Source organism: Pseudomonas sp. HP_08 (assembly GCF_055284095.1).
Map to the genome: position 1 here is coordinate 14393 of NZ_JBTOQC010000007.1, position 26885 is coordinate 41277.

Here is a 26885-nt window from a genome sequence, read left to right on the forward strand (position 1 = left end):
GCCGCTCCTGCGGGGTGTTTTCAAGCCATGTGTCCTTTTGAAGGCTTACCACCCTTTGGAATCTGTCTTCCATTTTTCAGGGAAGCCCATGAGCTGAAAATGCTCGATACCGTATTTATCCTCCATTCGCTCGAGTCGCATCTTGAACTCTTCGCTAAATCCTATCGCCTCCAACAAAATGTGAATCACCGTCAGCGAAGCAAAAACGGTGCTGTTATCGCTAAATTTGATGGCTTTGAGCTTGAGATTTGTGGGGGAAACACCCGTTTTCACATCAAGGAATCGAGCGTGGTGAGCAGCCATATTGCGCAATACTGTCAGCGTATGGAGCCAGCTTTCAAAGACCTCAACCTGCGTTATGCCAAATTTTGAAGAGATTATTTTTCTATCCGCTGGATCCCTGAGCATGGCGAAAATTCTGGACCAGGTGCCCAGTGTGACGCACTCGCTCATGGCCCAACTTGGGGGCAAGTAAGGATCGTCATAATTCTCGTAGTAGGCGGTCACGAACAGCCTTGAGGCTGCCTGTTCAAATCCGTTTTCAATTTTTGAAAGCATCTGCCCGATTCCGCTTTTTCGCTTCGGTGCAAAAAGGGCAGTGTTCAGATACCAATGAGCAGAGTATTTAAGGCTGAGCAGATTGCAAATCACCGTTCGAATAGCCACCTCAAGCCGTTCGACCGACTCCATAATGATGGCCCTTATCTCGCGATCACACTCGTACCGATAACGGATCCTGGCGAATGTAGTACCAGGCCGGAAATTGCCGGTAGCAGGATCCTGCAACTGATACCAATAACCCTTCAATCGAAAATGGCCTACATAAGTAATGTATTGCAACGCTAATACATCGTCTTCGACGATCAAACCCTGGTCTTTCAGCTTTACCAACAACGTTTGAGACGTCAGCGCCGTCTTGGTATAGGGACGCCTGGCTATCGAGACTGCCTTCTTGGTCATAGTCAAATTCCGGGCAAAAAAAACCCGCCTTTTGCACGCCTGCTTGGAAGCAGGACCCTATCCGTTGGACAGGACGTGTGGCGAGTGTGTTGCGAGCAGGCTATCCATCGATGACAAGGGTGTCAACGAAGCCCCGAGAATTGTGGCCGACGCATTTTGTAGGAGGATTCTTTATCAGCAGGCTCGGGGCCGGATCAAAGCGGCCGGGCAATTTTCAATACCAGCGCGCTTCCCCCGCCGGGCGTTTCTTGAAGCGTTTCATGCTCCACATGTACTGGCTCGGGTAGGCGCGTACGTATTTCTCTACCACCTGGCTCATGGCCGCCGCCGAGGTTTCGGTGTCGGTGCTGTACATCGCTTCAGGCGCTGCTTCGAGTACCACTTTGTAGCCCGAGCCATCCGGCAGGCGCATGGCGTGCAGGAAGACGCCGACCGCCTTGCCGCCGGCGAGCATGTTGGGCACGAACTTGCTGGTCAGCGCCACGGTGCCGCAGAAGGGCACGAAGATGCCGGCCGATTCGGCCGGTTCCGGGTCGGCGGGGATGCCGACCTGGCCGCCTTTGCGCACTTCCTTGATGACACTGATGATGCCCTCTTTGGTCGACGGCGCGACGCGGTTGCCCAATTGCACACGTTGCTTGCGCAGCAGGTCGTCCACCGCCTTGAGCTTGGGCGGGCGGTAGAAAATGATCGGTTTGCACTGGCTGCAATAGAAGTGGTTGAGCACTTCCCAGTTGCCCAGGTGGCTGGTGATGCCGACCACGCCCTTGCCCGAGGCCAGCGCGTCCTTGAGCACATCCAGCCCTTCGACTTCACGCACCAGGTCAATGGACCTTTGCGCCGGCCAGATCCAGGCGCAGGCGCTTTCGGTCAGGGTCTTGCCGATGTCCATCAGGCTGCGGCCGACCAGTTTTTCATGTTCGGCGGGGCTCAGTTCCGGGAAACACTTGGCCAGGTTGATGCGCACCACCTCGCGAGAGCGGTTGGGCAGTTTCCACATCAGCCAGCCAATCGTCGAGCCCACAGCCTGCACGGCGCGCCAGGGCAGCAGGGCAAACAGGCGCAACGCCCCGACCATCAAGGCGCCTTTGAATTTTTCCACAACTCAGTCCCTCATTTTCAAGGCAGGCATTGTACCCGTCAGTGACTTAAAACCGGGTAGCGATCGCAATCGGTGGTGTGGTCCATGACCATGCCGCTGGCCTGCATGAAGGCGTAGCAGATGGTCGGCCCGACAAAGGTGAAGCCGGCTTTTTTCAAGGCCTTGCTCATGGCCTCGGCTTCAGGGGTAATCGCCGGGACTTCGCTGCGGTCCTTGAAGTGGTTGATTTTCGGTGTGCCGTCGACAAACGACCACAACAGCGCGACCGGATCAGGTTGCGCCAGCCAGGCGCGGGCATTGGTGCGCACGGCGTTGAGCTTGAGGCGGTTGCGAATGATCGTCGCGTCCTGCATCAAGGCCTCGATCTCTTCGTCGGTCAGTTGCGCCAGGCGCTCGGCGTCAAAGCCGAACAGCACTTCGCGATAACGCGCGCGGCGCTTGAGGATCGTGATCCATGACAACCCGGCCTGGAACCCTTCGAGCAATAACAGTTCGAAGAGCCGGTGTGCGTCGCGCAGCGGCACGCCCCACTCGTGATCGTGATAAGCGATGTACAACGGATCTTCATTGCACCAAAAGCAGCGTGTCATACCCCTCCCACGGGCCGATGCGCGGCCGAATCGGGTATACTCCCCGCCTTTCGAATCGCAGCCCAGCACAGGTGAATTTTGTGAGCCAGCCTACGCCAGCCGTGCGTACCTTCCAAGACTTGATCCTCGCCCTCCAGCAATACTGGGCCGAGCAAGGTTGTGTGGTGCTTCAGCCCTACGATATGGAAGTAGGCGCCGGCACGTTCCACACTGCCACGTTTCTGCGCGCCGTTGGCCCGGAAACCTGGAATGCCGCCTACGTCCAGCCCAGCCGTCGTCCTACCGACGGTCGCTACGGTGAAAACCCCAACCGTCTGCAGCACTACTACCAGTTCCAGGTCGTGCTCAAGCCCAACCCGGACAACTTCCAGGAGTTGTACCTGGGCTCGCTCAAGCGCATCGGGCTAGACCCGCTGGTGCATGACGTGCGCTTCGTCGAAGACAACTGGGAATCGCCGACCCTGGGCGCCTGGGGCCTGGGCTGGGAAATCTGGCTCAACGGCATGGAAGTCTCGCAGTTCACCTACTTCCAGCAGGTCGGTGGCATCGAGTGCTACCCGGTGACCGGCGAAATCACCTATGGCCTGGAACGTCTGGCCATGTACCAGCAAGGTGTGGACTCGGTCTACGACCTGGTCTGGGCCGACGGCCCGTTCGGCAAGGTGACCTATGGCGATGTGTTCCACCAGAACGAAGTGGAGCAGTCGACCTACAACTTCGAACACGCCAACGTCGAGAAGCTGTTCGAGCTGTTCGACTTCTATGAAAGCGAAGCCGCGCGCCTGATCGAGCTGAACCTGCCGCTGCCAAGCTATGAAATGGTGCTCAAGGCCTCGCACACCTTCAACCTGCTCGATGCGCGCCGTGCCATTTCGGTGACCGCACGCCAGCAGTACATCCTGCGCGTGCGCACCCTGGCCCGTTCGGTCGCCCAGAGCTACCTGCAATCGCGCGCCCGCCTGGGCTTCCCGATGGCAGCGCCCGATCTACGCGACGAAGTATTGGCCAAGCTGGAGGCTGCACAATGAGTGCTCAAGATTTTCTGGTCGAACTGGGCACCGAAGAGCTGCCACCCAAGACCCTCGGCAGCCTGGCCGAAGCCTTTCGCGCCGGTATCGAAAAAGGCCTGCAAGGCGCCGGCCTGACCTACAGCGCCAGCCAGGTGTATGCAGCCCCGCGCCGTCTGGCCGTGCTGATCACCGGCCTTGCCGCCCAGCAGCCCGATCGCAGCGTGACCCTCGATGGTCCGCCGCGCCAGGCCGCCTTCGATGCCGAAGGCAATCCGACCCAGGCTGCCCTGGGTTTTGCCAAGAAGTGCGGCGTCGACCTGGCCGAGATCGACCAGAGCGGTCCCAAGCTGCGCTTCGTGCAGAGCATCGCCGGCAAGCCGACCCCGTCGCTGCTGCCGACCATCGTCGAAGATTCGCTCAACGACCTGCCGATCGCCAAGCGCATGCGCTGGGCGGCGCGCAAGGAAGAGTTCGTGCGTCCGACCCAGTGGCTGGTCATGCTGTTCGGCGACCAGGTGATCCCTTGCACGATTCTGGCCCAGACCTCGGGCCGTCATTCGCGCGGCCACCGCTTCCATCACCCGGAAGACGTGCGCATCAGCTCGCCGGCCGCTTACCTGACCGACCTGCGCGCCGCCTATGTACTGGCAGACGCGGTCGAGCGCCGGCAGATCATCGCCAAGCGCGTCGACGAACTGGCCGCCCAGCAACAGGGCACCGCCATCGTGCCGCCGGACCTGCTCGATGAAGTGACCGGTCTGGTCGAATGGCCAGTGCCGCTGGTGTGCTCCTTCGAAGAGCGTTTCCTGGAGGTTCCGCAGGAAGCCCTGATCACCACCATGCAGGACAACCAGAAGTATTTCTGCCTGCTGGACGCCGAGGGCAAGCTGCTGCCGCGCTTCATTACCGTGGCCAACATCGAGAGCAAGGACCCGGCGCAAATCGTCTCGGGTAACGAGAAGGTCGTGCGTCCACGCCTGACCGACGCCGAGTTCTTCTTCAAGCAGGACAAGAAGCAGAAGCTTGAAAGCTTCAACGAGCGCTTGAAGAACGTGGTGTTCCAGGCGCAATTGGGCAGCGTCTACGACAAGGCCGAGCGCGTGTCGAAGCTGGCCGCCTACATTGCCCCGCGCATCGGCGGCGATGCCGAGCGCGCTGCGCGTGCAGGCTTGCTGTCCAAGTGCGACCTGTCGACCGAAATGGTCGGCGAATTCCCGGAAATGCAGGGCATCGCCGGTTATTACTACGCCAAGGCCGACGGCGAGGCTGACGATGTCGCCCTGGCCCTGAACGAGCAGTACATGCCACGTGGCGCCGGCGCCGAGCTGCCGACCACCGTGACCGGTGCCGCCGTGGCCATCGCCGACAAGCTCGACACGCTGGTGGGCATCTTCGGCATCGGCATGCTGCCGACCGGCAGCAAGGACCCTTATGCACTGCGCCGTGCGGCACTGGGCATCCTGCGCATTCTGATCGACAAGAAGTTCGACCTGAACCTGGTCGAGACGGTGAAGTACGCCGTCACGCTGTTCGGCGCCAAGGTCAAGGCCGCAGGTCTTGCCGAGCAGGTGCTGGAGTTCATCTTCGACCGCCTGCGTGCGCGCTACGAAGACGAAGGCATCGAAGTCGCCGTGTACCTGTCGGTGCGTGCGCTGCAGCCGCCTTCGGCGCTGGACTTCGATCAGCGCGTTCAGGCGGTTCAGGCATTCCGCAAACTGCCACAGGCCGCCGCCCTGGCCGCGGTGAACAAGCGCGTGTCGAACCTGCTGGGCAAGGCTGAGGGCCACATCGCCCAGACCGTCGAGCCCAAGTACTTCGATAACGCCAGCGAGTTCTCGCTGTATTCGGCTGTTCAACAGGCCGACCACGCCGTGCAGCCACTGGCCGCCGAGCGCAAATACACCGAGTCGCTGGCACGCCTGGCGAGCCTGCGCGAGCCGGTCGATGCGTTCTTCGCAGCGGTCATGGTCAATGCCGAGGACGCCAACGTACGCGCCAACCGCTATGCGTTGCTGGCGCGCCTGCGTGGCCTGTTCCTCGGTGTTGCCGACATTTCGCTGCTGGGCTGACAAGGGGTAGAGCGTGAAGCTGCTGATTCTCGATCGGGACGGAGTGATCAACCATGACTCCGACGCTTATATAAAGTCGCTGGAGGAGTGGATTCCCATTCCGGGCTCTATCGAGGCCATCGCAGCATTGAGCAAGGCCGGCTGGACGGTGGCGGTCGCCACCAACCAGTCCGGCATTGCCCGAGGTTATTACGACCTGGCCACTCTGGACGCCATGCATGCGCAACTGCGCACGCTGGTGGCGGAGCAGGGCGGCGAGGTTGGTTTGATCGTCTATTGTCCACATGGCCCCGATGCGGGCTGTGAGTGCCGCAAGCCGTTGCCCGGCATGCTGCACACCATTGCCGGCCATTACGGCGCTACGCTTTCAGGCGTATGGTTCGTCGGTGACAGCAAGAGCGACCTGCAGGCCGCCCTGGCTGCCGAGGCGCAACCGGTGCTGGTACTGACGGGCAAGGGCCGCAAGACACAGGACGGCAACGTGCCGACCGGGACGCTGGTTTTCGATGATCTGGCGACCATTGCCAGAGAACTTATCCACAACCGTGCGCTATAACGCTACTAACGCCAATGGCCGGCAATATCCCGGCACGGGCAATCAACGGGCAACCGCCCCCAGGTAAAAGCAGGCATGTCGATCATCCAGACGCTCAGAATCCTTATCTTCTATGTGCTGCTCGGCGGCAGCGCCTTCGCCTGGTGCACCCTGAGCTTTTTCATCGCACCGTTTCTGTCGTTCAAGGCTCGCTACCGGTTCATCAACGTCAACTGGTGCCGGTTTGCCTTACTGCTGTCGCGGGTGCTGCTGGGCATCAACATCAAGGTGACCGGCGAGCACAACATTCCCAAGACGCCCTGCGTGATCGTTTCCAATCACCAGAGCACCTGGGAGACCTTCTTTCTGTCGGCGTACTTCGAGCCGCTGAGCCAGGTGCTCAAGCGTGAATTGCTCTACGTGCCGTTCTTCGGCTGGGCCATGGCCATGCTGCGGCCCATCGCGATCGACCGCTCCAACCCCAAGGCCGCCCTGCGCGAGATTGCCCAGAAGGGCGACCAGTTGCTCAAGGACGGTGTCTGGGTACTGATCTTTCCGGAAGGCACCCGCGTGCCGTATGGCAAGGTCGGCAAATTCTCCCGTGGCGGCGCGGCGCTGGCCGTGAATGCCGAGCTGCCGGTCTTGCCGATTGCCCACAACGCCGGCAAATACTGGCCCAAGGAAGGCTGGCACAAGACGCCGGGCACCATCGAGGTGGTGATCGGCGAGCCGATGTTCGCAGAAGGCACTGGTCCACGCGCCATCGCCGCACTGAACGACCGCGTACAGGCCTGGAACGAAGCCACCCAACGCGCAATGGGATCACCGGCAATTCCGATGTCGAATGACGAAAAAGTGCCTGCGTGAAATTGTGGATAACCTGTGTGCGAATTTTCTGAATAACGCGAATATCCGTTGTATCTGATTGATTTGGTTACTTATTTCAGCAAGGTATCAGCGAGCTGAAAACGTGCATAAGTTTTTATGAGCATCTGGACCGGCCCTCTTCGAGGGCCGGTTTTTTTATGCCTGACAGGAGTACCTCACTCACGGGATTGCCCATTTGCATTTCCACGCCATAGAATTGCGATCAATTCTTAAATGCATTCAGGACGGACCGCCCGGTGCCCATCGACACATCGCCCATCGATACGCTTTATCGCGATCATCACGGCTGGCTGCAGGGCTGGCTGCGCAAGCGCCTGGGCGATCACGAACGCGCCGCCGACATCGCTCAAGACACTTTCCTGCGCTTGCTGATCACCCGTCGCTTGCCCGGCATAGAGGAAGGGCGCACGTATCTGGCGCAAATCGCCCGCAACCTGGTTATCGATCAGTGGCGCCGCCAGCGCATCGAACAGGCCTATCTGGACAGCCTCGCGCACCTGCCCGAGCCGCAATCGCCGTCGCTGGAAACGCAGGCACTGGTGATCGAAACGCTGATGCAGATCGACAGCATGCTCGACGCCATGCCGGCACGGGTGCGTGAGGCATTCCTGCTGTCGCGCCTCGAAGGCCTGGACTACGCACAAATCGCCGAACGTTTGCAGGTCAGTGTCAGCTCGGTGCAGAAGTACATGTTGCGCGCGATCACCGCCTGCTATCAGGTGCTGTACGCCGAATGAGCCGCCCGCATGAAGCGCCTATCGCACCGGCGATTGTCGAGCAGGCCAGCCACTGGCTGATGCTGCACTGGAATGGCGAGCTGGACAGCGAACAACAGCGCCGCTTCAACGACTGGCAAGCCGCCGACAGTGAGCATCGCCGCGCCTGGCAGCGCTTCGAGCAGTTGCACGGCACCCTGGCGGGCGTTCCGCTCGACACGGCGCGCTCGGTATTGCGCCAACAGCCCGATGCGCGCAAACGCCAGACCCTCAAGCTGCTGGGCCTGCTACTGGTGGCCGGCGGTACCGGCTACCTGGCGCAAAGCCGCGTGCCGTGGCGCGAAACCCTGGCGGATCTGCGCAGCGACACAGGCATGCGCCTGAACCAGCTTCTGGCCGATGGCAGTCAGTTGAGCCTGAACAGCGGTACGGCAGTGGATATCCGCTTTACCGCCAGCGAGCGACGCATTCGCCTGTTCAGTGGCGAAATCCTTCTGCAAAGCGGCCATGATCCTGCTCGTCGGCCATTGATTGTCGAAACCGCCGCCGGCGAAATCCAGGCGCTGGGCACGCGCTTTTCAGTCTACGAAATCGACGGCGGCAGCCGGGTCGAACTGTTCGAAGGCGAGCTGGAACTGCGCCCGCATCAAGCATCATCCACCCGCCTGCACGCCGGTCAGCAAGCCTGGTTCAACGCAGAGCGGCTGGGCCAGATCGTGCCGGCAAATCCCAATACCATCGCCTGGACTCAAGGCCGGCTGGTCGCCGAACGCATGCCGCTGGGGCGCTTCATCAGCGAACTGTCCCGCCACCGCCCAGGCATCCTGCGCTGCGACCCGGCCGTGGCCGACCTGCCGCTGACTGGCGTATTTCCACTGGCCGACACCGACCGCGTGCTGCTGGCGTTGCAGCAGTCGCTGCCGGTCGAGGTACACAGCCTGACCCGTTATTGGGTAACGGTGCGAGCTCGGGCATAACGATCCGAAAATTTTTACACCTGCCTTTGTCGGTTTCGCCCGCTCGTTCGGGATACCTCTTGAAATCACCAAGAAGCATTCGTCAGAGGATATCCAGAGTGCCGTATCTGCCCGCCACATCCCGTTCCCGACTCAGTCTTTGCGTGCGTAATACGCTGTTCAGCGGCCTGTTGGCCGGTGTGCCGACCGTGGCGGTGTCAGCCGCCAGCGAGCCGGTTGCCAGCCGCGAACAGACCCGCGCCTATGCCATTCCTGCCGGCAACCTGGACCAGGCGCTCAATCGCTTTGCCAGCGAATCGGGGATTCTGCTATCGGCCGATGGCCAGCTCACGGCCGGTAAACGCAGTTCGGGGTTGAGTGGCAATTACGGAATAGGGGAGGGTCTGGCGCGGTTGTTGGCGGGTACCGGGCTGCGGGCGGTCAATGCAGGCGGTAATTATGCGTTGACGGTCGCGGTGGAGGCGCAAGGGGCGGTGGAGTTGGGGACGACCAGCATTCAAGGCACAGGCCTGGAAACCCAGAGCGAAGGCAGCGGCGCTTATACTTCGTCACGCCCATCAAGCACGGCAACCAGACTGGCGCTCAGCCTCAAGGAAACACCTCAATCGGTCACGGTCATCACCCGGCAAAGGCTGGATGACCAGAAGCTTTCCAACATCACCGATGTACTGGAAGCGACCGTGGGCGTGAGTACCTTTAACCAGGGCATCGGCACCGATCTGGATCAACCGTACTCACGCGGCTTCATGATTTCCAATTACCTGGTCGATGGCCTGCCCAAGTCTTCGAGCAAAATGTTCAGCCTGCAGGCGTCGACCGCCATGTTCGACCGGGTCGAAGTCGTGCGCGGTGCAACCGGGTTGATGAGCGGCATGGGCAGCCCCGGCGCGTCCATCAATATGGTGCGCAAGCGACCCACCGCCCAGAACCAGGCCAGCATCAGCGCCGAGGCGGGCAGTTGGGATCACTACGGCGTGGGCACTGATGTGTCCGGCCCGCTCAACAGCGCGGGTACGATTCGCAGCCGGCTGGTGCTCGATCACAAGGACCAGAACAGCTGGCTGGATCGCTATGAGAGCCGCGCCAGCCTGGCCTACGGCATCACCGAGTTAGACCTCAGCGATCAGACGTTGCTAAGCGTCGGTTTCAGTTACCAGGGCAATGACAATGAGCAGCCCATGCGCAGTGGCGTGCCGCTCTATTACTTGAATGATTACAGCAACGGCACCCGGATCAGTCTGCCTCGCTCCTATAACAATGCGCCGGACTGGAGCTATTACGACACTCGCCAGAGCAACCTCTTCGTGTCGCTGGACCACTCGTTTGCCAACGGCTGGAGTGGCAAAGTAGAGGTCAGCCGCAGCCGTAATGAGCAGGATGCGATTTCCTATTACCAGTATGGCGAGATCGATCCCACGACCGGACTGGGCAGCAGTATCACACCCGCCAAATGGGTCGAGACCAATACAGTGAACAGCCTGGATGCCTATGCCACCGGCCCGTTTTCACTGCTGGGCCGCGAGCATGAACTGGTCGCAGGAGTCGCCTTGTCGCACACCGATATCAAGTCTGATAACTATGGCTGGCTGTACAGCTGGAACAGCAACTACAACGGTACCCTTGGCAACATCCGGGACTGGAACGGCAGCGGAGCCAACCGCCCTGTATTCAACAGCACCGGCAAGACCGATACCGAAGAAACCCAGTACAGCGCTTACCTTACTTCGCGCTTCAATCTCACCGATGCGACTCACTTGATTGTCGGCTCGCGAGTCATGGACTGGAAACGCAATGCGCAAACCATTTCGACCTCCGGGGTGCGCAGCAAGCAGGACAAAACCGAGAGCGGCGTCGTGGTGCCCTTTGCCGGCCTGATCTATGACCTGGACGATACCTGGTCTCTGTACGGCAGCTACACCCAGATATTCAACCCACAAAGCGCCACGGCAAGGGACATCAATAACAGTCCGCTCGACCCGGAAGAAGGTACCGCCTATGAAGCCGGGATCAAGGCCGCCTTCAACGACGGACGACTCAATGCCAACCTGGCGCTGTTCAGGGTCGAGCAGGACAACGTTGCCGAATATGACGCCACCATCAGCGCCTACCGTTCGCTACAAGGCATTACCACTGAAGGCGTGGAACTGGAAGCCAGCGGTGAACTGAGCCAAGGCTGGAACATTGCCGGTGGCTATGCCTACAGCCTGAGTGAAGACGCGCAGGGCAATCGGGCGATGAGCCGGATTCCCAGACACAACGTCAAAGGCTTCACCACGTATCGTTTGTCTGGGGCGTTGGACAAGCTCACCATCGGTGGCGGGTTCAACTGGAAAAGCCGCTATGGCTTTGAGGGCGAAGGCTACCCCGAGCAGGGTAGCTATATGCTGATCAGCGCCATGACGCGGTATGAGATCAGCAAGCAACTGTCTGCAACCCTGAACGCCAACAACCTGCTCGATAAAAAGTACTACGCCTCGATCACCGACAATGGCGTGTATGGCGAGCCGAGGAACCTGATTCTTTCGTTGAAATATTCGTTCTAGCCAGATACCAGACATGCCATTCCGATGTGTTCCACGTGGAACATATCGGATGTTCCTCTTGCTAGACTTCCTCGCAATCACGTTCCATTCGGCAGTCGCCACGGTTCAGCAAGGAAGTCGCTTATGTTTGAGTTTTTGACCGACAACCGCTTCATGCCGCATGGGCATTGTTATTTCTGGCGACCGGATCTGCTGTGGGCCAATGTGCTGTCCGACAGCCTGATCACCCTGAGCTACATCAGTATTCCGCTGGCGTTGATCTATTTCATCCGCAAGCGCAAGGATATGCCGTTCGACTGGATGTTCGTGGCGTTCGGGGTGTTTATCCTGGCGTGTGGCGCAACGCATGTGATGGAAATCATAACCATCTGGTATCCGTACTACTGGATCGCGGCCATGCTCAAGGTGATCACCGCCAGTGCTTCGGTGCTGACCGCGATCATGCTGGTCAGGTTGATACCCGTGGCGCTGAAGATTCCCAGCCCCAAGCAACTGGCTCAGGTCAACGATGAACTGCGCGCCGCGCAAGCGGAACTGGTGACCACGGCACGCCAGGCGGGGATGGCCGAGATCGCCACCAATGTCCTGCACAACGTCGGCAATGTGCTCAACAGCGTAAACGTGTCGGCACAGGTGCTGCGCGACAAGGTCCGCACCTCGAAAGGCCAGGGCGTTGCGAAGGTCGTGCAGTTGCTCAGTGAACACACCCATGACATGGGCGAGTTCATGGGCAACGATCCGAAAGGGCGGATGCTGCCGGATTATCTCGGCAAGCTGGCCGAGGCGCTGGCGGCGGAGCAGCAGAGCATGCTCGATGAGCTGGCGCTGCTGACCAAGAGCATTGATCACATCAAGGACATCGTCGCGACCCAGCAATCGTATGCCGGCACCTCGAGCTTGATAGAGCCGGTGCTGTTACGCGATCTGATCGAGGACGTGGTGCGCATCTGCGATGTGTCGCTGGCCCGCCACACCATCAGCCTGGTCAAGGATTTCAACGATGTGCCGCCGATCGACCTGGACAAGCACAAGGTGCTGCAAATTCTGGTCAACCTGATCAACAACGCCAAGCAAGCGCTGGAGCCGGTCAATGATCGACCCAGCCAGATCATCCTGCGCCTTGAAAGTGCCGGCAACGAACAGGTGCGCATCGTGGTGCAGGATAACGGCGAAGGTATTGCGCCAGAGAACCTGGCGCGGGTGTTCGAGCATGGCTTTACCACGCGCGCCTCAGGCCATGGCTTCGGCCTGCACAGTTGTATTCTGGCGGCGCACGGCATGGGCGGTGATCTGATTGCGCAGAGTGAAGGGCAGGGTAAGGGTGCGACGTTTATCCTGTTGCTGCCGCTTACTCAAGATTGATATGGCCCTCGCTCAATAGCTCGGCGGCATGCTGGCTGTTCACGGCTTCACTGAAGTAATAGCCGTGTGCAGCGACGGTGGCGCCGGTGGAGATCAGGGTCTTTTTCTGCTCAAGTGTCTCCACACCTTCGGCGACGACACCAATGCCGATCTCGTTGGCAAAGTTGATGATGGTGCGCAGGGTGATCGCGCTGTTGAGATCATCGCGGGCATGGGTGACGAAACTGGGCGCCAGCTTGAGGCGGTTGACCTTGTAGGTCTTGAGGTAATCGAACGATGAATAGTCGGTGCCGAAATCGTCGATTGCCACCTTGATGCCCAACCGGCGCAGCGCGGGCAACACGTCATTCTGGGTCCACTTGGTGTGCGCCAGAGTGGCTTCGGTAACATCGAACTCCAGGTCCGACGGTTGCAGTCCCCAACGGTTCAGCGTTTGCAGCACTTCATTGACCAGTTCATTGCCACGCTTGAGCTGGGTCAGCGACAGGTTGACGGAGATGATCGGCGGCGCTACTCCCTTGTCTCGCCAGCCGCGCATCTGTTTGCAGGCCTGGTTCAATACCCATTGGCCCAGCGCAACGATAGTGCCGGCTTTCTCGGCTTCGGCCATGAACACCCCGGCATCGAGCAGCCCGCGAGTCGGGTGATGCCAGCGCAGCAAGGCTTCCATGCCCAGAATGGCGCCCGATTGCAGATCGACTTCAGGCAGATAGAACAGCTCCAGCTGTTCACCGATCAGCGCCTGCTTGAGTTCGGCAAGCAAGGTGATGCGGTCCATGACCTCCTGATTGATGTCCTCGGAGTGGAAGTGATACTGGTTGCGGCCCATCTCCTTGGAGCGGTACAGCGCCATGTCGGCCTGACCCAGCAATGCCTCGGCACTGATGCACCCGGCAAACCAGGTGCTGATGCCAATACTCGACGATACATACAGGTCGTGACCGTCGAGGTGATAGGGCTGCATCAGGGCGCTGCGAAGTTTGATGGCCAGAGCAGCGGCATTGGCCGGCTCGCCCATTTCCAGTTGCAGGATCGCGAACTCATCGCCGCCCAGGCGCGCCACCACATCACCTTCACGCGTGCAGTGCATCAGGCGCCGTGCCGTCTCTTGCAACAGCAGATCTCCGACGGCGTGGCCCAAGGTGTCGTTGATGCGCTTGAAGTGGTCCAGGTCCAGATAGAACACGGCAAACGACATCGCACCGCGCTCGGCTGCCGCAAACGCATGGCGCAAGCGCTCCATCAAGGTCGAGCGGTTGCACAGGCCGGTGAGGCTGTCGGTGCGCGCCAATAGCGAGATCTTGTCTTCGGCCAGCTTGCGCTCGGTGATATCGATGATGATGCCTTCGATTTCCAGCAAGCGGCCGTTGGCATCACGCACCGGCACATAGCGGTTCTCGACCCAGCGGTACTGGCCGTCACCAGTGCGCAGACGAAATTCGATCGAAGCGCCCTGAGCATCCTTGTCGAGCACCCAGCCCATGGCTTCGTTGACCCTGAGCTGGTCGTCGGGATGGATCAGTTGCTGCGTCCAGTCGGGCGAGTTGAGCAGTGCGGCACGCTGGTGGCCGAACTTGGTGATGTTGTGCGAGATGTACATCAACGGAAACGATGGCTGACCGCGCAGCCGATACAGAATCGTCGGGCTGTTCTGCACGATGACGTTGGCATCGTGCAGGTCGCGGGTACGTTCTTCGACAGCTTGTTCGAGCAGGCTGAGCCTGGCCTCGGCTTCGCGGGTCATCTGCCATTTGACCGTCATGGCGCGGGCCATCTGCACAACCTCGATAGGGTCGAACGGCTTCTTGAGAATCAGCAGGCGGTCGCCCATGTCGACCCGGGCGCTCATTTCATCCAGCGAGTAATCGGAGTAAGCGGTGCACAGCGCGACCTGCAAACGCGGGTCGGCCTGCCATAAATGCTCCAGGGTTTTCAGACCGTCCCAGCCGGGCGGCATGCGCATGTCGATGAAGGCGAGGGCGTAAGGCCGGCCTTGAGCGAGAGCCTGTTCGAGCTTCGCCAGAGCTTCCTGGCCTTGATACGCGGAGTCCAGCTCGAACGTCGATGCAGCAGGTGCTGCCGGAGTGCCCGAGCCGAATAACCGCTCTTCGGCCTCGGCCAATGCATCGGCGCTGTTGTCGTCAGGGCAGAGAATCTTGCGGAAGTCTGCGTGAATCGACGGCATGTCGTCGATGATCAGAATGCGCCGGTTGGCGTAGGTTGCGCAGGTCATGGCCGGTACTCCGGCAACTGCGTCACAGGCAATGGATCATTCATGCAGCTACTTCCTGATAGTCCATGGACTTGATACATCGCGCATGAGCGGCTCGGAGCAATCTGCACAGGATAGACGATTCCCTGAAAACATGTGACATGGCTCACAGTTACGGCCTGGCACGGGAATTTTCCAGAAAACAGACGGTCTTTTTTGTGCCGCTTATACATTCAGCCAGCCTGAATACACTCAGCGGGCGGTTCTTTCGCCCCGCGCCTCATTAATGGATTAATCATGCTTGCCACGCCACGGACATGGCCGACTTCGTACGTCCCGATTTTACGCGCCCATAGTGTCTCGCCACGGCCAGCCGAAAGATCCCCCATTCGGTACTCACCAACATGACAGCATTTACCCATGACTACCCGGCTTCATCCTATGATCTGGCAAGCCCTTTAAAGCGCTTTTATGCCGTCATGATTGATGTAGGCATTGCTCATCTTATTTTTAATATCAGTGAATTGATCATTCGGTTTACAGGCCCGTTATTCTCTCACGCCATTTCGCCTTCACTCGGCCTCACGATAATGATGAGTCCCTGGTTTATAGCCTACCTGTATCTTGTCTTCGGTGATGCCCTGCCTGGCGGCCGAACTCTGGGCAAGCGCGTGATGAAAATTGCCGTTGTCGGATTCCCGTTCGAAACACAATGCACGGTATTTCAATCGGTGTTGCGCAACGTGCCGAAAGTGCTGTTTAGTTTGCTGGACTCCATTTTCGTCTTCTTCGGGCATCGGCGGCGCTTTGGCGACATGCTGGCAGGCACGATCGTGGTCAATAGCAAGTGACGAGCAGGAGCCGTGAAGAATGAGCCAGATGATCGACCCCGACTTTGGTGAGCTGTGTTTCGACGATATCTGGACAGGTCACTGTGAGATTGTTTTATTCGGCGAGCTCTTATCGGTCACTCTGGTTATCCAGACCTTTGATGACGACCCGATCGCTGACGCCCAGCGGTTGGCTTTTCGCGAATTCAACTCACACAAAGTGTCTATCGGCAGGGCGGTCGAGGCCGCTGTTTTCGATCACTACTGCGCTCATCTTGAAGCCTATCAAAATGGCTTTGACGCCAATGAAGTGGACGCCAATGCGCCCTTCATCAGCGGGCCTTGCGACCTGCGAAATCTTGTTTCTCTCAACGAGATAAAAGTCATGTCGGCCTTCGACAGTGCAGAGCGTCAGATCGGCTTTATCTTCGATACCACGTTTGATCCGGAACTGGGCCTGGGCGTGCTGGTTGTCGACGGCAGAGTGACGGAAGTCGACGTTCAGGATTTTCTACTGGGTTAGCTTTTCTTTTATCAGGGCAGGTTGTTAAACATGGTGCTTGATCAATCCATCTTGAGCGATCTATGGAACGGTGACAGAAGCATCTGCTTTTTCGTGCATCAAGGTCAGTGCTACTGGGTGCTGGACCATAAGTACAACTTTTCACTCGACGCTGAAAAAGACTATCGCGCATATCGGGATGCAGGCCACATCACCGATGAAGACTATATCCAGTCTTGCCGGATGTTCAGAAATGGCATTCTGAAACTCACTGCACACAATTTTTTGCAGTACATCGACGACCCAAAGGGTACGGCTATCGTGTGCGAGTCTCTGGAAAGCATCTTTCGAGTCGACGTGCAGTGTGATCCTGAAACGCTGCTGGAATGTGTTGAGGACCATTACTTGTCTGGCGAGGATCTTTCTCCTGAGTCGTTTCGGCTTGCAAGCGTTATGGCGTCCCGCTTACCGCTGTTCTACATCAACTTTGATCGCCAGATCTTTATGCACATGGATACCGACAGGTTTCATGAGGCGTTGGCCTATCCCGACTGGCTGGCCAAATGTGCAGATTTCAGTTTTCTGATACCGGATGCCGAACGGTATTGGGCCAGGCATGGCGACTTCTGGAAATGCAGGTTTGTCTGAGCCTGTTCGCATTGATAATCGGAGCCCGTCATGAGCCTTTTTGAAAATTCACCCGAAGCCTTGCTCGCACGCCGCATAGAGGGCTTCGATGCATTCAGATCCGAACGCCTGCCCGTGCTCCATGAATTCTGTAAAAGCCTGGGGTTTGCCGAGCCCCATGAAGTACTGATTCATCCCGAGAAGTTTTTGCCGCTGCTGGACAGTGGCTTCAGGCACTCGGTGATCAGCGACGAAAACAGGGTGTGGTTCATTACGCGCATCGGCTACTTCATCGGGGAATATCTGATCGGCCGTTACGACGGTTGTTGGCTGGTGGATAAAGCACCGGAGTCACCCTCGTTTGCCCGGTATGTGGTGGGGGACTTTTCGTTTGGAGAAGGGATTGATGCGCTGATCGATCCCTTTGAGATTGCGCAGGGTTACGCGGATGCGCCTGTGCCTCGGGCGTTGACGCAGGCGATCGAGAACAGACTGCTCAGGCGGTGAGGGTGGGCCGATAAACAAAAGCCCCCGACAGCATGACTGTCGGGGGCTTTTTATTTGCCTGTCGCTTCTTGAATCAGAAGTCCAGGTTCGACACTGCCAGCGCGTTGCTCTCGATGAAGTCGCGGCGCGGTTCTACGGCGTCGCCCATCAGCGTGTTGAAGATCTGGTCGGCGCCGATGGCGTCTTCGATCGTCACTTTGAGCATGCGGCGCACGCTTGGGTCCATGGTGGTTTCCCACAGCTGGTCCGGGTTCATCTCGCCCAGTCCTTTGTAGCGCTGGATGGTGTGGCGCTTGGTGCTTTCGGTCATCAGCCATTCGAGGGCTTGCTTGAACTCGGTGACCGGCTTCTTGCGTTCGCCACGCTGGACGTAGGCGCCTTCTTCAAGCAACGACGTGATCTGCGCGCCGAGCACGGTGACGGTCCGGTAGTCGTTACTGCCGAAGAAGTCACGGTTGAAGGTCACGTAGCTGGAGAGGCCGTGGGAGATCAGTTCGACTTCCGGCAACCAGACGTTGCGCTCGCGATCTTCACGCAGGCTGGCCTTGTAGGTCAGGCCCGACTTCTCGACGGTGCGCAGGCGTGCTTCAAACTTGCCCAGCCAGTCTTGCATGGCGGCGTGGTCGGACAGTTGCTCCAGCGTCACGGCAGGCAGGTAGACAAAGTGCTCGGTCAGCTCCTGAGGGTACAGGCGCGACAAACGCTTGAGCGTCTTCATCACGGTGCGGAACTCGTTGACCAGACGCTCCAGCGCTTCGCCGGAAACGCTTGGCGCCGAGTCGCTGAGGTGCAGGCTGGCATCTTCCAGGGCCGATTGGGTCATGTATTCTTCCATGGCCTCGTCGTCCTTGATGTACTGCTCCTGCTTGCCTTTCTTGACCTTGTACAGCGGCGGCTGGGCGATATAGATGTAGCCGCGCTCGATCAGCTCTGGCAACTGACGGAAGAAGAAGGTCAGCAGCAGGGTACGGATGTGCGAACCGTCGACGTCAGCATCGGTCATGATGATGATGTTGTGATAGCGCAGTTTGTCGATGTTGTACTCTTCGCGACCGATACCACAGCCCAGTGCGGTGATCAGCGTGCCGACCTCCTGGGACGAGATCATCTTGTCGAAGCGTGCCTTCTCGACGTTGAGGATCTTGCCCTTGAGCGGCAGGATAGCCTGGGTTCTACGGTTACGGCCTTGCTTGGCCGAGCCACCTGCAGAGTCACCCTCGACCAGGTACAGTTCGGAAAGAGCAGGGTCTTTCTCCTGGCAGTCGGCGAGTTTGCCTGGCAGGCCGGCGATGTCCAGCGCGCCTTTGCGGCGGGTCATCTCACGGGCCTTGCGCGCGGCTTCACGGGCACGGGCAGCGTCGAGCATCTTGCCGACCACCGCCTTGGCTTCGTTCGGGTTTTCCAGCAGGAAGTCGGAGAAATACTTGCCCATCTCCTGTTCAACCGCCGTTTTGACCTCGGACGACACCAGCTTGTCTTTGGTCTGCGAGCTGAACTTGGGATCCGGCACTTTTACCGAGATGATCGCGGTCAGGCCTTCGCGGGCGTCGTCACCGGTGGTCGCGACCTTGTGCTTCTTGGCCAGGCCTTCCTGCTCGATGTAGTTGTTGAGGTTACGCGTCAGGGCAGAGCGGAAGCCCACCAGGTGCGTACCGCCGTCGCGCTGCGGAATGTTGTTGGTGAAGCACAGCAGGTTCTCGTTGAAGCTGTCGTTCCACTGCAGGGCAATCTCGACGCCCACGCCATCGTCGCGCTGGACGTTGAAGTGGAAGACCTGGTTCACCGGTGTCTTGTTGGTGTTCAGGTATTCGACGAAGGCACGCAAGCCGCCTTCGTACTTGAACATTTCTTCCTTGCCGGAGCGTTCATCCTTGAGCAGGATGCCGACGCCGGAGTTGAGGAACGACAGTTCACGAATCCGCTTGGCGAGGATGTCCCAGCTGAAGTGAATGTTCTTGAAGGTTTCAGCCGATGGCTTGAAGTGGATCTGGGTACCGGTGGTTTCGCTTTCGCCAACGATTTTCATCGGCTCTTGCGGTACACCGTGAACATAGGTCTGTTCCCAGAGCTTGCCGCTACGACGCACGGTCAACATCAGGTGTTCTGACAGGGCGTTAACCACCGACACACCGACACCGTGCAGACCGCCGGAGACCTTGTAGGAGTTGTCGTCGAATTTACCGCCGGCGTGAAGCACGGTCATGATGACCTCTGCCGCCGAAACGCCTTCTTCTTTATGGACATCTACCGGAATGCCGCGGCCGTTGTCGCGCACGGTAATCGATTCGTCTGGATGGATAATGATACTGATGTCGTCGCAATGGCCGGCCAAAGCTTCGTCGATCGAGTTATCAACCACCTCGAACACCATGTGGTGCAGACCGCTGCCATCGTCTGTGTCGCCGATGTACATCCCGGGACGCTTGCGTACGGCATCCAGTCCTTTCAACACCTTGATGCTGGAGGAGTCGTACGTTTGGTTTTCGCTCATGCAATCACTCCCGATGGTCGTGGGTCTGGCTGATACGGCCGTGTTCCACGTGGAACACAGCAACTGGCGTTTCCGTCTGCCAGCCTTCGATCAATAATTCGTGGTCTACACAGGTAATGAACACCTGGCAGCGTAAGTCTTCCAGCAAGCGACAAAGCGCCTGGCGGTGGTGGTCATCCAGTTCGGAGGGCAGGTCATCCACCAGGTAGATGCATTGCCCTCGACGCGCCTGGCTGACGAGATGCCCTTGAGCAATGCGCAATGCACAGACCACCAGCTTCTGCTGGCCGCGGGACAAGATGTCGGCCGCGTTGTGGGCTCCGAGCCTCAGGCGTAGATCTGCTCGTTGAGGTCCGGCCTGGGTATGGCCTATTTGCCGATCGCGCTGCAAGGATGAAGCGAGCACCGTGCTCAGCTCTTTTTCCTTGTCCCAGCCACGGTAGTAGCTGAGGGTCAGACCTTCGAGTTCGACAAGCTCGCTCAATGTCTTTTCAAAAACCGGCTTCAGCATCTTGATGTAAGCGCGCCGAAATTCGTCGATTTCATCGCTGGCCAGGCACAATTCCCGGTCCCATGCCGCTTGCGAAGCGGTGTCGAGTGTACCATGCCGCAGCCATGAGTTCCGCTGCCGCAGGGCTTTCTGCAAGCGCTGCCAAGTGGCCATGAAGCGAGGTTCCACGTGGAACACTCCCCAGTCCAGAAACTGCCTGCGTATCTTTGGAGCACCTTCCAACAGCCTGAAACTGTCCGGGTTGATCAATTGCAGCGGCAGGGTTTCAGCCAGCTGCGCCGTACCGCGCGCGTTTTGACCGTCGATGCGGATCTGAAACTCACCCTGCCGATCACGGGAAATACCCAGGTTGCTGTGGCCACCTTCGGCAAGGTCAACCTGGCCGAACACTGTGCAACTGGGCTGTTCGTACTGGATAACCGGCAACAGTCGATTGCTGCGAAACGAACGCGCCAGGCCCAACAAGTGAATGGCTTCCAGCACGCTGGTTTTGCCACTGCCATTGGCGCCGTGGAGAATGTTGATACGCGGGGAGGGAGAGAAGGTCACCGGGTGCAGATTGCGCACCCCGGTGACCGAGACGCGACTGAGAGACATCAGGCTGCGCTATGCATCAGAGGATCACAGACGCATCGGCATGACGACATAGGCAGAATCGTCGTTGTCGGACTCTTGTACCAATGCGCTGCTATTAGAGTCGGACAGGATCAGGCGCACCTGCTCGGTGGTCATCACGCCCAGCACGTCGAGCAGATAGCTGACGTTGAAGCCGATTTCCAGCGAATCACCGTTGTACTCGACGCCAATTTCTTCTTCGGCTTCTTCCTGTTCCGGGTTATTGGCCTGGATCTTCAACTGACCGCTGGCCAGTTGCAGACGGATGCCACGGTACTTCTCGTTGGACAGGATCGCGGTACGGCTGAATGCTTCGCGCAGCGCCTGGCGATCGCCCCGTACCAGCTTGTCACCGCCCTTGGGCAGTACGCGCTCGTAGTCGGGGAACTTGCCGTCGACCAGCTTGGAGGTGAAGGTGAACTCACCGGTGGTGGCGCGAATGTGGTGCTGACCCAGCACGATGCTGACGATGCCGTCCTGTTCGGTGAGCAGGCGCGCCATTTCCAGAATACCCTTGCGCGGCACGATGACCTGGTGACGATCAGCCTGGCCGATCTCGGCGGTCATCGAGCACATGGCCAGACGGTGACCGTCGGTGGCGACTGCACGCAGTATGCCGCTGTTCACTTCCAGCAACATGCCGTTAAGGTAGTAGCGCACGTCCTGCTGGGCCATGGCGAAGCTGGTACGTTCGATCAGGCGGCGCAGTTTGCTCTGTACCAGATCGAAGGTCAGCGAGCCCGGGCCTTCTTCGACCGTCGGGAAATCGTTGGCCGGCAATGTCGACAGGGTGAAGCGGCTGCGACCGGCCTTGACCAGCAACTTGGTCTCTTCGAGCTTGATGTCGATGAGTACGTCGTTCGGCAGGCTTTTGCAGATGTCCATCAGCTTGCGGGCCGGCACGGTGATTTCACCGGGTTCGGCAGGCTCTTCCAGTTGGACGCGGCCAACCAGTTCCACTTCAAGATCGGTACCGGTCAGCGACAGTTGCTGACCCTGGACGACCAGCAACACGTTGGAGAGCACCGGCAAGGTCTGGCGGCGTTCAACTACGCCGGCGACCAATTGCAGGGGTTTCAACAGGGCTTCGCGTTGAATGGTGAAATGCATGGTCTAGTCCCTTGCCTCGATAAACTTCACTGGCGTCATCATGTGGTCAATGTACGCAGCAGGTTCTTGTAGTCCTCACGGATATCCGCATCGGATTCCTTGAGTTCGTTGATCTTGCGGCAGGCGTGCAGCACCGTGGTGTGGTCACGCCCGCCAAAGACGTCGCCGATCTCCGGCAGACTGTGGTTGGTCAGCTCTTTGGACAGTGCCATGGCCACCTGACGGGGCCGGGCAACCGAACGAGAACGACGCTTGGACAACAGATCGGAGATCTTGATCTTGTAGTACTCGGCCACCGTGCGCTGAATGTTGTCCACACTCACCAGCTTGTCCTGCAGGGCCAGCAGGTCCTTGAGCGATTCGCGGATCAGCTCGATGGTGATGTCGCGGCCCATGAAGTGCGAGTGGGCGATGACGCGCTTGAGTGCGCCTTCAAGCTCACGGACGTTGGAGCGAATACGCTGGGCAATGAAGAACGCCGCATCGTGCGGCAGCTCGACCTTGGCCTGATCGGCTTTTTTCATCAGGATCGCCACGCGGGTTTCAAGCTCTGGTGGCTCGACCGCAACGGTCAGACCCCAGCCGAAACGCGACTTGAGGCGTTCTTCCAGGCCTTCGATTTCCTTGGGGTAGCGGTCACTGGTGAGAATGACCTGCTGACCGCCTTCAAGCAATGCGTTGAAGGTGTGGAAAAACTCTTCCTGGGAACGCTCCTTGCGGGCGAAGAACTGGATGTCGTCGATCAGCAGTGCATCGACCGATCGATAGAAGCGTTTGAATTCGTTGATTGCATTGAGCTGCAGCGCCTTGACCATGTCGGCCACGAAACGCTCCGAGTGCAGGTAAACGACCTTGGCATTCGGGTTCTTCTTGAGCAGGTGGTTACCCACCGCGTGCATCAAGTGCGTTTTACCCAGGCCGACGCCGCCATAAAGGAACAGCGGGTTATAGCCGTGCTTGGGGTTGTCGGCGACCTGCCAGGCGGCAGCGCGCGCCAATTGGTTCGACTTGCCCTCGACAAAATTCTCGAAGGTGAACGTACGGTTCAGGTAGCTGGTGTGCTTGAGCGCACCTTCAACCTGCACGGTACGCCCTTCGGCTCGCACAGGCGCCTGCTGGCTGGCGGCACCGGCCAGTGGATCGAAGCTGTCGCGCGATGGCTCGTCGTTTTCAGCGTGGCGCACCGGCGCCGGTGCCGGTGTGGTGATCACCGCCGGCGCTGCGTTGTGCACAGGTGCCTGGCTTGCAGACGAATCGCCGGACGAGGCCTGGACTTGCTGCGATGCCGCCGCTGCCGCAGCAGCGGCCAATGGCGCGTTGGGTGCTGCACGCGGTGCCGAACTGCGCTTGCTGCCTATTAATAAGGAAAGCGCAGGCGCCATGCCCTGGCCGTGCTCGCCGATAAGCTCGAGCAGCCGGCCCAGGTACTTTTCGTTAACCCAGTCGAGTACGAAACGGTTCGGTGCATAGACACGCAACTCGTTGCCTTCGGCTTCGACCTGTAGCGGACGGATCCAAGTGTTGAATTGCTGGGCCGGCAGCTCATCGCGCAAAAGCTCCACGCACTGCTGCCAAAGTTCCACTGACACGGATATCCCCTGAGTTGAAAGCCGCTAAGGCAAAAACAACGGCCATTGTATCGATCACCGGCTGACTTATCCACATGTAGGTGCCAGACGTGACGCTTGTACGAAGAATTTTCCACCGGCCAAAGATAAAAAAAGCCTCACCTAAGCCCTGTGCATAACCCGCCTTCAGGTCTTTGCATAAGTAGGGGTTGAAGCCTGTGCATAACCTGCCTGTGGATAAAACACGCTTTCATACACAGCTTATCCGAGGGCACAGCACAGCCAGAGCACCGCTTCTCGACAGACTTTTGAATCTCTGTACAGCCCGAATTCAAAGGCCTGTAGAAGGTTATCCACAGATAAGTGCTTGTACAAGAGTAATAGCATCTTCAAAAAAGCTTTATAAAAGGTCTTCTTGTTTCTATAGCTACAGGGGTTTTACAGACAACGAGCAGATCGGGGTCGACAAGAGCCGCATCTTTATAAGGAAGTGGTTGAAGTAAACGCTGGTTGGAAATTGACCTATCGACTTGCTTTCTCTAGAATCGCCGGTCTCTTAAAACGGGGGCCATTCCGGCCCGTTGTCGACGAACCAGGTAACACGCCATGAAACGTACTTTCCAACCCAGCACTATCAAGCGCGCTCGCACTCACGGTTTCCGTGCCCGTATGGCCACCAAGAACGGTCGTGCCGTTCTGTCGCGTCGCCGCGCCAAAGGCCGTAAGCGTCTGGCCGTCTGATTTTTCGGTACAGGTGGTGAGTCAGGACTACGGTCGGGAAAAGCGTTTGCTGACCCCCCGGCATTTCAAGGCAGTCTTTGACTCCCCCACCGGCAAGGTTCCGGGAAAAAATCTCCTGATCCTTGCACGCGACAACGACCTTGAGCATCCCCGTCTGGGGCTTGTGATCGGTAAGAAGAGCGTCAAGCTCTCTGTTGAGCGCAATCGCCTGAAACGCCTGATCCGCGAATCGTTTCGACTGCACCAGGACAACCTGGTCGGCTGGGACATCGTGATCGTCGCGCGCAAAGGGCTGGGTGACCTGGGTAATCCCGAGTTGATCCAGCATTTCGGCAAGCTCTGGAAGCGTCTTGCACGCAGCCGGCCTGCTGTTCCAGCAGTTGCGGAAAAACCCGAACCTGCAGGGGTGGACAATCCAGATGCGTAAACTGGCACTCGTTCCGATCCAGTTTTATCGCTATGCCATCAGCCCATTGATGGCAAGTCATTGTCGTTTTTACCCCACTTGCTCCTGCTACGCCTTGGAAGCCATCGAACATCATGGCCTTCTGCGCGGCGGCTGGCTGACCATCAGACGATTAGGTCGCTGTCATCCGTGGAATCCCGGTGGCTATGATCCGGTTCCACCCGTTCCTACCTCCCGCTCTTCTTCGATGGCCGAGTAATCATGGATATTAAACGCACGATCCTGATCGGCGCCCTGGCAATCGTGACCTATGTCGGCGTTCTGAAATGGAACGAAGACTACGGCCAGGCTGCCTTGCCGACCCCGACTGTTGCTGCTACCACTACCAATGCCGATGTACCTGCTGCCACCAACGATGGTGTGGCAAGTGCCGACGTACCAACGGCTCCGGGAGCGCCTGTCGCCCCTGTTGAAACACCCGTTGCAGTCAGCAAGGATCTGATCAAAATCAGCACCGATGTGCTCGATCTGGCCATCGATCCGGTCGGTGGTGACGTCGTCCAGCTGCGTTTGCCGCTGTACCCGCGTCGTCAAGACCGCCCCGAGATTCCATTTCAGCTGTTCGATAACGGCGGCGAGCGTACTTTTCTGGCCCAAAGCGGCCTGACCGGCACCAATGGTCCGGATGCGCGTGCTACCGGTCGTCCGGTTTATGCGTCGACACAAAAAAGTTATCAACTGACCAAAGAAGAGAATCAACTGGTCGTCGACCTGAAATTCTCGGAAAACGGCGTCAACTACATCAAGCGCTTCACTCTGAAGCGTGGCCAATACGATCTGAAAGTTACCTACGTTGTGGATAACCAGAGCGCCCAGCCTTGGTCGGGTAACCTGTTTGGCCAGTTGAAGCGTGATGCCAGCTCCGATCCTTCCTCGACGACGGCCACCGGTACTGCCACTTACCTGGGCGCTGCCCTGTGGACACCTTCGGAGCCGTACAAGAAAGTGTCGATGAAAGACATCGACAAGGGTCAGGTACGTGAAACCGTGCAAGGTGGCTGGGTTGCCTGGCTGCAGCACTACTTCGTGACCGCCTGGATTCCCGAGCACAATGTCAGCAATGCCATGCAGACCCGTAAGGACAGCCAGGGCAACTACATCATCGGTTTCACCAGCCCGTCGCTGACCATCGCACCGGGTGCACAGGGCGAAACCGGGGCCACGCTGTATGCCGGCCCGAAAAGCCAGGCCGTGCTCAAAGAGTTATCCCCAGGTCTGGAACTGACCGTCGACTACGGCATTCTGTGGTTCATTGCCCAGCCGATCTTCTGGCTGCTGCAACATATCCACGAAGTGCTCGGTAACTGGGGCTGGTCGATCATCGTGCTGACCATGCTCATCAAGGGCCTGTTCTTCCCGCTGTCGGCCGCCAGCTACAAATCCATGGCGCGCATGCGCACCGTGGCGCCAAAACTGACCGCGCTGAAAGAGCAGTTTGGTGACGATCGCCAGAAAATGTCCCAGGCGATGATGGAGCTGTACAAGAAAGAGAAGATCAACCCGCTGGGTGGATGCTTGCCGATTCTTGTGCAGATGCCGGTGTTCCTGGCGCTCTACTGGGTACTGCTGGAAAGCGTTGAAATGCGCCAGGCCCCGTGGATCCTGTGGATAACCGACCTGTCGATCAAGGACCCGTTCTTCATCCTGCCGATCATCATGGGCGCGACCATGTTCATCCAGCAGCGTCTGAACCCGACACCGCCGGATCCGATGCAGGCCAAGGTAATGAAAATGATGCCAATCATCTTCACCTTCTTCTTCCTGTGGTTCCCGGCCGGTCTGGTTCTGTACTGGGTTGTGAACAACACCCTGTCGATCCTGCAGCAGGCTTACATCACTCGTAAGATCGAAGCGGCTTCCAAGAAAGCAACGGTCTGATCTAACCTGTGATCATGTTGTACAAGACGCCCCCTCGTGGGGCGTTTTGCTATCTGTCAGTTTTTCAGGAGTCGC

Annotated in this window: 24 protein-coding genes; 16 read left to right on the top strand and 8 right to left on the bottom strand. The window is 58.5% G+C overall.

What is annotated here, in order from left to right; genetic code table 11:
• Positions 1–45: 45 nt before the first annotated feature.
• The 3 genes from ACYAS9_RS07970 to ACYAS9_RS07980 form a co-directional block, all read right to left on the bottom strand.
• Positions 46–960 carry an Abi family protein gene (locus ACYAS9_RS07970; RefSeq protein ID WP_463567773.1) on the bottom strand — a complete coding sequence of 305 codons (915 nt, stop codon included), beginning with the start codon at positions 958–960 and terminating at the stop codon, positions 46–48.
• Between the two features lie 214 nt (positions 961–1174).
• Positions 1175–2062: a lysophospholipid acyltransferase gene (locus tag ACYAS9_RS07975; RefSeq protein ID WP_463567774.1), complete on the bottom strand. Its 888-nt coding sequence runs from the start codon at positions 2060–2062 to the stop codon at positions 1175–1177.
• A 38-nt stretch (positions 2063–2100) separates the two neighbouring features.
• The gene (locus ACYAS9_RS07980; RefSeq protein ID WP_463567775.1) at positions 2101–2652 is read right to left on the bottom strand and encodes a DNA-3-methyladenine glycosylase I; all 552 of its coding nucleotides are present in this window, start codon (positions 2650–2652) and stop codon (positions 2101–2103) included.
• Between the two features lie 80 nt (positions 2653–2732).
• Between ACYAS9_RS07980 and glyQ the strand changes: the two genes are divergently transcribed.
• From glyQ to ACYAS9_RS08020, 8 genes are all read left to right on the top strand, one after another.
• Positions 2733–3680, top strand: a complete 948-nt coding sequence (glyQ, locus tag ACYAS9_RS07985; RefSeq protein ID WP_459745996.1) for a glycine--tRNA ligase subunit alpha — start codon at positions 2733–2735, stop codon at positions 3678–3680.
• Positions 3677–5731: a glycine--tRNA ligase subunit beta gene (gene glyS, locus ACYAS9_RS07990; RefSeq protein WP_463567776.1), complete on the top strand. Its 2055-nt coding sequence runs from the start codon at positions 3677–3679 to the stop codon at positions 5729–5731. The genes glyQ and glyS overlap by 4 nt, the downstream gene beginning before the upstream one ends.
• Before the next feature lie 13 nt (positions 5732–5744).
• Complete coding sequence (gene gmhB / locus ACYAS9_RS07995) at positions 5745–6287, top strand: D-glycero-beta-D-manno-heptose 1,7-bisphosphate 7-phosphatase (RefSeq protein ID WP_463567777.1); 543 nt, start codon at positions 5745–5747, stop codon at positions 6285–6287.
• A gap of 75 nt (positions 6288–6362) precedes the next feature.
• Positions 6363–7133: a lysophospholipid acyltransferase family protein gene (locus ACYAS9_RS08000; RefSeq protein WP_463567778.1), complete on the top strand. Its 771-nt coding sequence runs from the start codon at positions 6363–6365 to the stop codon at positions 7131–7133.
• 257 nt (positions 7134–7390) lie between these two features.
• A complete protein-coding gene (locus tag ACYAS9_RS08005; protein WP_463567779.1) occupies positions 7391–7891 on the top strand; it encodes a sigma-70 family RNA polymerase sigma factor in 501 nt (166 codons plus the stop codon).
• Positions 7888–8847, top strand: coding sequence for a FecR domain-containing protein (locus ACYAS9_RS08010; protein WP_463567780.1), 960 nt, complete (start codon positions 7888–7890; stop codon positions 8845–8847). Before ACYAS9_RS08005 ends, ACYAS9_RS08010 begins: the two co-directional genes overlap by 4 nt.
• A 98-nt stretch (positions 8848–8945) precedes the next feature.
• Positions 8946–11390: a TonB-dependent siderophore receptor gene (locus ACYAS9_RS08015; RefSeq protein ID WP_463567781.1), complete on the top strand. Its 2445-nt coding sequence runs from the start codon at positions 8946–8948 to the stop codon at positions 11388–11390.
• A 123-nt stretch (positions 11391–11513) separates the two neighbouring features.
• Positions 11514–12752: a sensor histidine kinase gene (locus ACYAS9_RS08020; RefSeq protein ID WP_463567782.1), complete on the top strand. Its 1239-nt coding sequence runs from the start codon at positions 11514–11516 to the stop codon at positions 12750–12752.
• On the opposite strand, the gene ACYAS9_RS08025 is transcribed toward ACYAS9_RS08020, so the two are convergent.
• Positions 12739–14985, bottom strand: coding sequence for a GGDEF/EAL domain-containing response regulator (locus tag ACYAS9_RS08025; RefSeq protein WP_463567783.1), 2247 nt, complete (start codon positions 14983–14985; stop codon positions 12739–12741). The genes ACYAS9_RS08020 and ACYAS9_RS08025 overlap by 14 nt on opposite strands.
• A 383-nt stretch (positions 14986–15368) precedes the next feature.
• Between ACYAS9_RS08025 and ACYAS9_RS08030 the strand changes: the two genes are divergently transcribed.
• Genes ACYAS9_RS08030 through ACYAS9_RS08045 form a run of 4 tightly spaced genes read left to right on the top strand, consistent with a single transcriptional unit; the run spans position 15369 to position 17430 of the window.
• Positions 15369–15815 (top strand): RDD family protein, encoded by a 447-nt coding sequence (locus ACYAS9_RS08030; protein ID WP_463567784.1) that lies wholly within the window; start codon positions 15369–15371, stop codon positions 15813–15815.
• A gap of 19 nt (positions 15816–15834) precedes the next feature.
• The gene (locus tag ACYAS9_RS08035) at positions 15835–16317 is read left to right on the top strand and encodes a DUF6985 domain-containing protein (protein WP_463567785.1); all 483 of its coding nucleotides are present in this window, start codon (positions 15835–15837) and stop codon (positions 16315–16317) included.
• A gap of 30 nt (positions 16318–16347) precedes the next feature.
• Positions 16348–16944, top strand: coding sequence for a hypothetical protein (locus tag ACYAS9_RS08040; RefSeq protein ID WP_463567786.1), 597 nt, complete (start codon positions 16348–16350; stop codon positions 16942–16944).
• A gap of 30 nt (positions 16945–16974) precedes the next feature.
• Positions 16975–17430, top strand: coding sequence for a hypothetical protein (locus tag ACYAS9_RS08045; RefSeq protein ID WP_463567787.1), 456 nt, complete (start codon positions 16975–16977; stop codon positions 17428–17430).
• Between the two features lie 73 nt (positions 17431–17503).
• Here the strand turns inward: ACYAS9_RS08045 and gyrB are convergent, their stop codons facing one another.
• From gyrB to dnaA, 4 genes are read right to left on the bottom strand one after another with little or no spacing between them, the layout of a single operon-like run.
• Positions 17504–19921, bottom strand: a complete 2418-nt coding sequence (gene gyrB, locus ACYAS9_RS08050; protein WP_463567788.1) for a DNA topoisomerase (ATP-hydrolyzing) subunit B — start codon at positions 19919–19921, stop codon at positions 17504–17506.
• Positions 19922–19925: 4 nt separating this feature from the next.
• Positions 19926–21029, bottom strand: coding sequence for a DNA replication/repair protein RecF (gene recF / locus ACYAS9_RS08055; protein WP_463567789.1), 1104 nt, complete (start codon positions 21027–21029; stop codon positions 19926–19928).
• 24 nt (positions 21030–21053) lie between these two features.
• Positions 21054–22157 carry a DNA polymerase III subunit beta gene (gene dnaN / locus ACYAS9_RS08060; RefSeq protein WP_463567790.1) on the bottom strand — a complete coding sequence of 368 codons (1104 nt, stop codon included), beginning with the start codon at positions 22155–22157 and terminating at the stop codon, positions 21054–21056.
• Positions 22158–22195: 38 nt separating this feature from the next.
• Positions 22196–23746, bottom strand: coding sequence for a chromosomal replication initiator protein DnaA (gene dnaA, locus ACYAS9_RS08065; RefSeq protein ID WP_463567791.1), 1551 nt, complete (start codon positions 23744–23746; stop codon positions 22196–22198).
• 585 nt (positions 23747–24331) lie between these two features.
• Here dnaA and rpmH point away from each other — a divergent pair.
• The 4 genes from rpmH to yidC are packed head-to-tail and all read left to right on the top strand — an operon-like array spanning position 24332 to position 26810.
• On the top strand, positions 24332–24466 hold the full coding sequence (gene rpmH / locus ACYAS9_RS08070) for a 50S ribosomal protein L34 (protein WP_002551315.1): 135 nt from the start codon (positions 24332–24334) through the stop codon (positions 24464–24466).
• Positions 24467–24482: 16 nt separating this feature from the next.
• Positions 24483–24893, top strand: coding sequence for a ribonuclease P protein component (rnpA, locus tag ACYAS9_RS08075; protein WP_463567792.1), 411 nt, complete (start codon positions 24483–24485; stop codon positions 24891–24893).
• Positions 24886–25131: a membrane protein insertion efficiency factor YidD gene (gene yidD / locus ACYAS9_RS08080; RefSeq protein WP_459745954.1), complete on the top strand. Its 246-nt coding sequence runs from the start codon at positions 24886–24888 to the stop codon at positions 25129–25131. Before rnpA ends, yidD begins: the two co-directional genes overlap by 8 nt.
• Before the next feature lie 2 nt (positions 25132–25133).
• Entirely contained in the window at positions 25134–26810 is a 1677-nt protein-coding gene (gene yidC / locus ACYAS9_RS08085; RefSeq protein ID WP_463567793.1) for a membrane protein insertase YidC, read from the top strand.
• Positions 26811–26885 lie beyond the last annotated feature (75 nt).